This is a genomic window from Bacillus sp. CGMCC 1.60114 (assembly GCF_042676365.1).
GTDB lineage: Bacteria > Bacillota > Bacilli > Bacillales > Bacillaceae_G > Bacillus_A > Bacillus_A rhizoplanae_A.
Map to the genome: position 1 here is coordinate 1 of NZ_JBHTHG010000061.1, position 10604 is coordinate 10604.

Consider the following 10604-nt stretch of genomic DNA (forward strand, 5'->3'; position numbering starts at 1 on the left):
TGTGTTTTTGTTTTTCTTTTTCCAAATTTGATAGATAAGTTTTCCATATTCATGAACCCAGCGCATGATAGTTGTTGGATGAATAGAAATACCACGTTCTTTGAAAATTTCAGACACATCGCGATAACTTAAAGAAAAACGACAATAGTAGCCAACGGCTATTAAAATAATATCCTTCTTGAACTGTTTTCCTTTAAAATATCCCATCTGTGATTCTCCTCGTTTTCTTTTTCGAAAGTGTAGCTTAGTTTAGAAAACTTTGCAACAGAACCTAAAACGGAGTAGTTCAACTTAAAAAATTTACAATACTTAAATTGATTATCGGTCATATTATCATTAGATAAAATTAGTTTAATAGTTGATGTAATAACATTATTAAACTTAAAAGAAATTCAACTCGATGAATTTATCAGAGATTTCATTTGTGGCATTGTGTGTTTTTCATAAAAAGCCCTGTGCTAACTGAACTGTATCCCGAATCGTGGACACTTAAAAAAAGTCCATGATTCGGGGTACAGTTCAAAGTACAGTGGTTCTTTTTTGATTGACATCTTTCTAATGTGATGAAGATTTTAGCATTTATACAACATATGTTGATTAATTTTATCTCGGATTGCGCTTGCAATAAATTCTTCAATAGAACTGTTCGTTTCATTTACAATCTTTGTGATTGTATGGTATTCATTGCTTGTAATCGTTACTGACTTAGTCACGCTGCTGCTATCTAAATACACGCTATTATTAACACGTCTTGTTAATTTTCCTTCTATTATATACGGGGTTAAACAATCAATCCATTCTACCTGCAGTTGCATTGGTAATTGAATAATAGATTGACGAACATCAAAATACCAGAATCCATCTTCCTCAGAAACCTTAATATTTCGTGGTGATACATACTGTAGTACTAAATCAATTAAGTGAAAAATGTTACTACGTAATTGGTCTGATTTAGGAAAACGAAATTTTACAAACTTTTGATGATGACTTCTTGGTTTATCGGATAGAACATATGAGGGCTTATACCCCATTTTAGTTGCATCTTCTAGTGTCATATTGTTTCCAAACTCATCAAGAAGCACAATATCCCCACGCTTCGGAATAGATATAATGCGTGCTAATTTATTGCCCTCCATAAATTTTTGGAACAATACTACACTATGCTTTTGTGAGAATGTATAGAGGGTAGTTGTCTGATCCAATTGTTGTACCAATCCGTGTATTTCTTCCTCTTTTACAAATTTCGTTTCACGATTACGATGTTTCTGTATAGTACAAGTCAAATCCCCTTCTTCTATCCACTTTTCAAGCTGATACATACTCACATTATAATCTTTGGTTGCCTGATATAAGGTAATTCCTTCTGTTTCACGTTCTTCTTTCAATTTTTCTATATCTTCTCGCTTAAATAAAAAACTACCATCTAAACGCCAGGTATCTCTATTAATTGGATTTAATTGGCCTTGCTTCATAAGAGTATTGAAAATGAAGCTACTAATTTTTAAATAAGCCTTTACTTCATTTGTATTCATATTCATTTCTTGCATTTCAAACATTCTCTTTCCTCCTACGAGTAAGCTTCTTTTATGTAAAATTTATAATTTTATTATGTAAAGTTAGGTTACTAAAATATATGATTTAAATTAATTATAACACAAGTAACACTTAATTTATTTTTAAACATATGTGAAAGATAAATTCATTTTCTAATTAAATTATCTTTCTTATAATTAGAAAACGTATAAAAAATAATTTTTAAAAACAATTTAACTACAACCATAGAAAAGGGGCAATTTTCTATGGTTGTTATTTACTTACTAATAATTAAAGTTTAATTTCTTTATACAACTAGTTTTATATGTATTTAGGTTATAATAGTAATAGATTGTAATTCCGTTAGGAGTTGATATAAGATGAAATTTGAAATAAATACACTACATAAGGATCGTTCTTTAGAAATTATTAAAAAACAAGAATTTGCAAATATAATTGCAATTTGGAATGAAGATATTCTAAAACAAGCGGAGCAAAGAAAAGAAACCAATGAGCGAGAAGATAAACAAACGTATGATGGTTTTTCTGATGAAGAGATACTTTACTACTATTTAAACCGACAAACTCATTTTGATAAGGAAAAACGGATAAAGGATAATTCACGTATTTTATATGCACGTGATCTGAGTCAATTCTATTTCTTTATTAAACAAAGCACAGAGTTTTTGCAACAAGATGTAAAAGATTACGAAGATGGTCGTGTATGGAGGAATCTACGAAAACGTCATATCCGTAATTACCAGAGGTGGTTGTCAGAGGAGGCAGTTTCCTATCAATCCAAGGAGAAATACAAACCATCAACAATAAGTAGAAAGCTAGGTGTAATTCGATCCTATTTAAAATGGTTATATGAAATCGGATATATTCAGGAGCCACTTCATGTGGAAGTATTGAGCACCACAGTAGGCAAGCACCATAAACCAAAGAGGGATTTATCTTATGAAGAAGTAAAGCAATTACTTCGCTATTATCAGGATAACGAGATTAATTATGCTTTATTATCTATTCTTGCGACAACGGGGTTACGTGTTGCGGAAGTTGCTCATGCGAAGTGGGAAGACCTTGAATTTGATTCAATACGTGACCGGTATTACTTGACTGTAGATACAAAGGGGGATGGTGAAAGAATTGTTTCTATTAATAAGGAGATTTTTCATCGTATTGTTGCCTTTCGTATACGCCGACGACTTCCTATTAATATAGGTAATAAGAATGGTGGTACCATCTTTCAAACCAAAAATCATACAGCATATCGAGAAAATTATTTGTCTCAGTACATTACAAAAATTATTAAGGATACGGATCTGCCGTTTACGAAAGATGTTAGAATAACCCCTCACTTCTTTAGACACTTTTATGTACAGTACTTGTACGATTATAAAGAGTTACCACCACATCTTATCGCAGCCGCAGTAGGTCATAAAGATGATAGAACGACAAAAGAAAATTATTTAAAGCAACGCTTAATCAAAGATAATGATGCGGGTAATTTAATTAGTGAAGATGAATTTTAATATGTAATTAATACACAATAAATAAAAAGAAAAGGGATGAAATCAATATTGTTTCCATCCCTTTTCTTTTTAATTGTTTTTAAGCAACTATACCGTATAGACTTCAATTTTTGTAGGATTAGAAAAACGACGTTCTAATTCTTTTTTGATTTTTTCAATAGCAAAGAACTCAGAGGATGCATATACAGTGATTACTTTTTTTCTAAAAGTATTACCCGTTATTAAAATATATCTTACTGAATATGATGAAATCACACTCTCACCCTTTCGCATATCTATTGTGTTTAAGATATATGCCGATAGGTGTGGATATATTCTCAAAAGATATAAGATATGTAGGCAACAGAACCAAAGAACCGCTTCTGAATAGATACAGGAGCGGTTCTTTAGATGTAGTTACTGGATACATGGTTTTTTTCTATGAATCCTGCAACAGTAAAAAGCTTTTATAATTCCATGCATTATAATAATATCTTTCGGACTTCTTCTGTACTTAGACCTGTGAATTTCGCAATGTCTTCTAAAGGCATACCATTCTTATGCATACCACGAATTAATTGGAATTTACCTTTTTCTAAACCTTCTTCTAAACCTTCTTCACGAGCATGTGCTAATTTGGCTTGTTCATCTAGAAGTAACTTCTCACGAGCTTCATAAGCTGTTCGGAAAGAAGAGTCATGGCTCATATTTTCCCATTTACTTATTGCCTTTTGTAAAATTGGATCTTGATTCATAGCAATCTCCTCCAATGTTTGAGTTAAATGTTCGTCTTCATGTGCTGGTAATAATAACATCCAACGAACAAACGCATTTTCCCAAGGATTCACTTTTTCTTCACGCCATTGTCTCACAAGTTTTGGAATCTCTACGAAATGAATTTCAATGTCATTACTTAAGATTTGTTGTGTGTTCGTATTCCATAACTGTCCGATTGTATGAAAGGATTCATCATTAGAAAATAGTATGAAATCTAATAAATTAATGGTGATTGTTTTGCGAAGTGAACGATATGGCATTCCTTCTTGCATTTGGGACGTATAGAGTTTACTCCAATAATATAAAGAACGTTTGATCATATCATGAGTATTTCGAAGCTGAATTTCTATATTCACTTGCGTTCCGTTCTCTAGTGTTGCTAATAAATCTAAAATCGATAACTTATCATCTTCATAAGATTTATGGAGATGTGGATCTTCTAGTTGTAGCGATGTAATAGGTACATCTAAAGATTCCTCTAGAATAGCATTTAAGAAACCGGTTAAAATTTCCTCATTCCCTTTCGTCCCAAATAACTGTTTAAAAGCAAAATCAATGCGTAAATTTACTAATTTAGTGGACATGGATTTCCTCTCCCTGTCTATATCATCTCTTATTCTCATTGTACATAAAAAAAGGTGAAACATGCAAACATGCTCTGGTTCTGGTGCAAAGATAAAATAAAAGAAAGTATTAGACTAATAACTGATTTTTATCAAATTAACGATAAAATGACTCCTCTACAGTCTTATACTTTCTTTTAACTGTCTAATACTTTTTTCGGTTCTGGTGCAAAAACTCTAAAGCTCTTGCAAGTAATCTCTTAAACTTGGACATACTGATACTATTACTCTAAAAAAGGTGCGTGATCAGTATGGAAAATGATTAGGATTGAAATGCCTTGTACGTATGAAGAAATACCGTTCGTATCGGGGAACTGTAGGGAAATTCGCTCCTAATATTTTAAAACGTGAATTCCACGCATCAAAACCTAATGAAAAATGGGTAACAGATGTGACAGAATTTCATTTACATGGTAAGAGGTTGTATTTATCACCTGTTTTAGACTTATATAACGGAGAAATTATAGCTTACAATATAGAAGATAAACCTACATATTCTCTTGTTTCTAAAATGATAGATAAGGCCTTTAAATGTTTAAATAATGGTGAGACTCCTATCCTTCATTCAGATCAAGGGTGGCACTACCAAATGAAGCGATACCAACAATCGCTAAAAGAGAATGGAGTTGTTCAAAGTATGTCTCGTAAGGGGAATTGTTTAGACAATGCAGTCATAGAAAACTTCTTTGGCTTATTAAAGTCTGAATTACTTTATCTTGAAGAATTCGAGAGTATGGAACATTTCAAGATAGAATTAGATAATTATATCCATTATTATAATCACAAAAGAATTAAAGAAAAATTGAAAGGTATGAGCCCAGTACAATACCGGACTCATATTCAAACAGCTGCTTAATTTTTCCGTCTAACTTTTTGGGTTCAGTTCAGAATTATCGGCTTTTTTTGTTATACAAGAAGGTAATAAGTATCTTTATTAAAGCACTCTTATTCAAGTAGGAAAGTAATTTGATACTGGGTTCCTTGGTGAAGCTTACTGTTTATTTTAATATCTCCACCATGAGCTATAATGATTTGCCTTGCAATTGCCATTCCTAATCCTGTTCCGGAATTATTGGAAGTTGCACTTGTCCCTCGGAAGTACCGGTCAAATAAGTGTTCAAAAGTTTCTTGATCCATACCGACTCCATCATCTTCAATTAAAACGCGAATTTGTCTGGGATGAGACAGGTCTTCATGAAGCATGACCTTAATTTTAGTTCCAGGAGGGTTATGCTTGATACTATTAGCAATTAAGTTTTCAAATGCTCGATTTAAGTATTTCGAATCCATATTAAGATATATTTGTTCTCTATTCGTTCCAAATAAAAACGCCTTATTTTTTGAATCTGGTAATCTCTTCAGTTGTTCCAAAATATCTTTAAGGACATTTGCAAGGTCTTTTTGCTCGAGCTGTATCGGAACAGCATCATTTTTCAATTGAAAAGTTAAGTTGAAGTCTTCAATTAGTTTCTCCATATACTCCACCCGTTCTTCCATGATTTTGGAAAAGTGACGTACCTTATCTTGTTCCCAATCATATTCATGTGAAGATAGTAGTACAGTATATCCCTTGATAACAGACAAAGGGGTTTTAAGATCATGTGAGACTCCTGTAAGCCATTCTTCCCTTGTTTTTTCTAATAACTTTCGTTCTTCTGTATTTCTCTGAAGAGTTGATGTAAGATCAAAAAGGGCTTGCATCAATTCCTCATATGTTTTATATTTGGTTTTATTTCGCCAGCGTCTTTTTGATTTTAAATTCCAATTATTAAAAGGTTCTTCATATTTTCCTTTAGATAGATTTTCAATCCAAGAAACAATATAGAGTAAAGGGGCACCTAATTGTCTTCCAAAAAATAAGGAAATTAAAATACCAATTATAATAATGGCAAGAATCCATAGATTATTCGCCCAGTATAGAAAGGGATTATTATCTGTCATTGGTTTCCCTAAAACCCATGTTAACTCCTGATCACCAATAGTTTTATACCATGTAGATAGCTGATAGCCCTTTTTAGCAGGATATAAGTAATCAGATACTAGTTCGCCAGGAATATAATGAATTGGTATACTTTTGGGTTTATTAAAGGAAAAGACTTCATCCCCCTTTTCATCCAATATTTGTATCCACATTTTATTTTTTACTAAATCTTCTTTTATCTTCGAGTTTACTGAAAGTTCTTGATCAACGACATTCGTATGTTCTACTATTTTATTAATCGATAATCGTGGAGTTTCTGTTTTGTTATGTCCAAGAAAGAAGCTGAAAAGAAAAATGCTGATCACGATAAGTAAACCCCATGTAAGCATTAACCAGAAAAGACGTGATACGAAGTAATAGGCGACACGATTTCTTAATTTCACAATAAATCCTCATTTGTAGCTACTTCAAATATATAGCCTAGTCCTCGAACTGTTTTTATCCATTTAGGTCTACTAGGATCTTCTTCTATTTTTTCACGTAAACGTCGCACATGTACCATCACTGTACTATCCCCACCATATAATTCTCCCCATACATCCTTATAGATTTGATGTTTACTCAAAATTTGGTTAGGGTGTTCACAAAAATAAAGTAAAAGTTTCATTTCCTGAGTAGGACATTCTACGCTTTCACCATTTACAATAAGTTTTCCTGTATTAGGATCTATATTAAAAAAGCCAAAATCATAAATCTTTTTTCGCGAATACTGGGATGGAATTTTAGTAGAACGTTTTAATTGTGCTTTTACTCGAGCAACAACTTCCAATGGATTAAAAGGCTTTGTAATATAGTCATCTCCTCCGAAACTAAACCCCTGCAATTTATCTAAATCTGTGGTTTTAGCTGTAAGAAACAGTATAGGTACATCTGTCTCCGAACGAATTTTGTTACATAGAGTAAAGCCATCTATATCAGGTAACATCACATCTAACAAGATAATGTGTGGATTATTTTGCGTTGTTATGAAAAATGCCCCTGCTCCAGTGGTAGCTTTTAAGATATTTTGAAAACCTTCCTTTTCAAAAACGGTTATTAATAAATCTAAAATGTGCTGATCATCATCAACCATCAAAATTTTATGATCCTCAAGTTTAAAAGTCACACTTAACCCTCCTTCCTATCTCAATTATTATTTTACATTAAAGCCAAATAAAAAAAGCTGTTGAGATAAGAATTAATATACCGTTTAGATTTCATAATAATAAAAATAATTATAAAGTCCTTGGTGTTCTAAGAATGTAAATTAATTAGGAAAAATTGTTTGGGACAAGCCGTTAAGCAAATGTTTAGGAAAAGTTTCATTCTTGTTTAATAAATTTCGTTTACGATAGAAACGAGGTGAGGAACAGATGAATGATCAAATTTTGATGACTAATGATCTAACCAAAAAATATAAAAAGCACACGTCTGTAGATGGATTAAATTTGCGAATTGAACGTGGCCAAATTTATGGATTTCTTGGACCCAATGGGGCTGGAAAAACAACAACGATTCGGATGTTGCTGGGTTTGATTACACCTACAAAGGGTGAAATTGAAATTTTTGGTCAAAACCTAAACAAAAACCGTCTAAAAATTTTACAACGGATTGGATCGTTGGTGGAGTCCCCAACATACTATGGAAACTTAACCGGACGTGAAAATTTAGAAGCCGTTCGCCGGTTACGAGATCTTCCAGAAAAACGCGTAAATGAAGTGTTGGAAATCGTGAGATTAACCAAGGTGGCTAACAGGCTAGCCAAAGAATATTCGCTTGGAATGAAGCAACGTCTAGGGATTGCTGCAGCATTGCTTAGTAATCCAGATTTATTAATACTGGATGAACCGACTAATGGTTTAGATCCGTCTGGTATCCAAGAGATTAGAGAGTTGATTAAAGAATTACCGGAGGCTGGAATGAGTGTCCTTGTATCTAGCCACTTGTTGAGTGAAATAGATCAAATGGCAACACAAGTAGGGATCATTAATAATGGAAAAATGATTTTCCAAGATTCGATTGAACGCTTAAGGCAAAAACGGAAACCTCTACTAAAAGTTGGAGTTAGTGATGTAACGAAAGCAAATGAAATATTAAAAGGACGAAACTTAAAGGCTGATTTACAAGGGGATTTCTTGTGGTTATCCAAAACTGAACCAGCATTTGTTTCAGAAATTAACTCTATTCTAGTTCATTCGGGGGTATCTGTATATCGACTTGAAGAAGTGAAAAGAACACTTGAAGATATCTTCTTAGAATTAACTGGTACCGAGGGAAGCTTATGAAAAATATATTATGGGCAGATAAATTAAAATTAAAACGTTCATCGTTATTAATTATTGTTTTATTGGTTCCGTTACTTATCTTGGCATATGAGCTGGTGAATCTCACCTATCGTTCTGAGTTTGTTGAAAAACAAGTTGAGATGTTCGATGCAGGTTCTATGTGGATGTATGTATTGTATGACAATAGTTTGTTGTTTGGTCTAGGTTTCCCATTGGCCGTTACACTTGCTGCATCAGTGATAGCAAATATTGAACATCAGGCAAATGGATGGAAACAAACCCTTTCAATGCCTATATCAAGCGAAAAAATTTATTTGAGTAAATTTATTTGGCTAACAATTAGTCTATTCCTTTCCACCACTATTTTTCTGATTGGCATGGTTTTACTAGGAAAAGTACTAGCATTTGAAGGAGAGATTCCATGGGACCTATTGATAGGCGACTGTTACGGCATGTTGATTACAGTATTACCAATTATGGCCTTTCAATTTTGGTTATCCATGACGATTAAAAATCAGGCGTTCTCAATTCTTATTGGATCAGTTTCGGCTATTATGGGTCTATTTTTAGCTGCTGCTCAAGCGACAAGGTGGTTCCCTTTAGCTTATCCAATCCAATCATCAACGGTTATTTTGCAATATGAGGGCATAGGGAATAACCCGGATTTTTCAGCCTACCTCGTCATCAATTTGATATTAGGTATAATCCTTATGTTTATAGGTTCTAAGCATTTTGCTAAACGGAATATCCAATAAGGAGAGATTATTTTGAAAAATGTCTTATATGTTGAACGATTAAAATTAAAACGCTCTAAGTTGTGGTTACTTTACTTCATAGGTCCCCTTTTAGGTCTATTCCTGGCTTATATTAATTTCTTTAAAAACTATGATCTTTTTATGCAGCCAGGAGATAATGAATGGATCGAAGTGTGGACACAAGTAGCGCTATTTATGGGTCCTTTTGTATTACCGATCATGGTTGGGATATACGCAGCACTTGTTTGTAGGAGTGAACATATCGGGGGTGGATGGAAACAACTATTAGCCCTACCGATTAAACACTCGGAAATCTTTTTAGGAAAATTTCTAACGGTAGTAAATATGGTAATTATTACAATGTTAATCTTATTAATCTTTTTTATAGGATTTGGTTATATAAAAGGAGTGGAAGGCAGTCTTCCGATATTTACAATACTTGGATTCGTGATTAGAGGCATTTTAGCGTGCTTGCCATTGATTCTGCTACAACTAATCATATCCATAAGGGCAAAAACATTTGGTATACCATTAGCTGTTAGTATTGTTTTTACTCTCCCAGCTATTATTGTTGCTAGCACACCTTTAGGACAGATTTATCCTTGGACACAGCCTATGCTAGCAATGTCACCTGAAGATGAATCACCTATTCAATCTTATTACTTATTTTATACACTAGTTATTGGAACTTTCATAGTTTTACTGATATATGGTTTACGTAGTTTTATAAAACGGGATATAGCTTAATGATGGCTCTGGTGTAAAAACTCTAAAGCTCTTGCAAGTAATCTCTTAAACCTGGACATACTGATAATATTACTCTAAAAAAGGGGCGTGATCAGTATGGAAAAGGAAAATGTACTGCCACTTACATACTGAGTGGTATAGAGGCGATGCATATGATGAAAAAAGGACAAATCCTCCAAGGGGAGAAGTCTGTCCGAAATCAAGTGAACCTCATTCATCAACTATTCGGCCTTTCAGCATAAAATAGATTCTACTAGGAAACTTTTCGCCTCTCTATATCTCTTCTGAAGTATTTGCACCAGAACCACCAAAAACAATATTAGTATATGTGACATATACTTTGGAATTTTAAGTTATTAATAGCATATGAGGTTCATTGACAGGTAATATATTACATATTAGTATAAATT

At 33.1% G+C, this 10604-nt stretch carries 8 protein-coding genes and 3 pseudogenes; 6 read left to right on the plus strand and 5 right to left on the minus strand.

Annotation, left to right across the window (positions count from 1 at the left end; genetic code table 11):
* Positions 1 to 207 (minus strand): annotated as a pseudogene (locus ACFQZ1_RS10850) (IS6 family transposase); the annotation flags it as partial.
* A gap of 365 nt (positions 208 to 572) precedes the next feature.
* Positions 573 to 1556, minus strand: a complete 984-nt coding sequence (locus tag ACFQZ1_RS10855) for a DNA-binding protein (RefSeq protein ID WP_377882215.1) — start codon at positions 1554 to 1556, stop codon at positions 573 to 575.
* 357 nt (positions 1557 to 1913) lie between these two features.
* Between ACFQZ1_RS10855 and ACFQZ1_RS10860 the strand changes: the two genes are divergently transcribed.
* Positions 1914 to 3068 (plus strand): tyrosine-type recombinase/integrase, encoded by a 1155-nt coding sequence (locus ACFQZ1_RS10860; protein WP_377882216.1) that lies wholly within the window; start codon positions 1914 to 1916, stop codon positions 3066 to 3068.
* A 461-nt stretch (positions 3069 to 3529) separates the two neighbouring features.
* Here the strand turns inward: ACFQZ1_RS10860 and ACFQZ1_RS10865 are convergent, their stop codons facing one another.
* The gene (locus tag ACFQZ1_RS10865) at positions 3530 to 4408 is read right to left on the minus strand and encodes an Rpn family recombination-promoting nuclease/putative transposase (protein ID WP_377882217.1); all 879 of its coding nucleotides are present in this window, start codon (positions 4406 to 4408) and stop codon (positions 3530 to 3532) included.
* Between the two features lie 301 nt (positions 4409 to 4709).
* Here ACFQZ1_RS10865 and ACFQZ1_RS10870 point away from each other — a divergent pair.
* Positions 4710 to 5303 (plus strand): annotated as a pseudogene (locus ACFQZ1_RS10870) (IS3 family transposase); the annotation flags it as partial.
* Between the two features lie 89 nt (positions 5304 to 5392).
* On the opposite strand, the gene ACFQZ1_RS10875 reads toward ACFQZ1_RS10870, so the two are convergent.
* Together ACFQZ1_RS10875 and ACFQZ1_RS10880 are read right to left on the minus strand one after the other, a co-directional pair.
* Positions 5393 to 6811, minus strand: coding sequence for a sensor histidine kinase (locus ACFQZ1_RS10875; protein WP_377882218.1), 1419 nt, complete (start codon positions 6809 to 6811; stop codon positions 5393 to 5395).
* Entirely contained in the window at positions 6808 to 7500 is a 693-nt protein-coding gene (locus tag ACFQZ1_RS10880; protein ID WP_377882222.1) for a response regulator transcription factor, read from the minus strand. Before ACFQZ1_RS10880 ends, ACFQZ1_RS10875 begins: the two co-directional genes overlap by 4 nt.
* 280 nt (positions 7501 to 7780) lie before the next feature.
* On the opposite strand from ACFQZ1_RS10880, the gene ACFQZ1_RS10885 reads away from it, so the two are divergent.
* From ACFQZ1_RS10885 to ACFQZ1_RS10900, 4 genes and pseudogenes are all read left to right on the plus strand, one after another.
* Entirely contained in the window at positions 7781 to 8692 is a 912-nt protein-coding gene (locus ACFQZ1_RS10885; protein WP_377882219.1) for an ABC transporter ATP-binding protein, read from the plus strand.
* Positions 8689 to 9447: an ABC transporter permease gene (locus ACFQZ1_RS10890; protein ID WP_377882220.1), complete on the plus strand. Its 759-nt coding sequence runs from the start codon at positions 8689 to 8691 to the stop codon at positions 9445 to 9447. Before ACFQZ1_RS10885 ends, ACFQZ1_RS10890 begins: the two co-directional genes overlap by 4 nt.
* Positions 9448 to 9459: 12 nt before the next feature.
* A complete protein-coding gene (locus tag ACFQZ1_RS10895) occupies positions 9460 to 10194 on the plus strand; it encodes an ABC transporter permease (RefSeq protein ID WP_377882221.1) in 735 nt (244 codons plus the stop codon).
* A gap of 113 nt (positions 10195 to 10307) precedes the next feature.
* A pseudogene (locus ACFQZ1_RS10900) lies at positions 10308 to 10436 on the plus strand (IS6 family transposase); the annotation flags it as partial.
* Positions 10437 to 10604 lie beyond the last annotated feature (168 nt).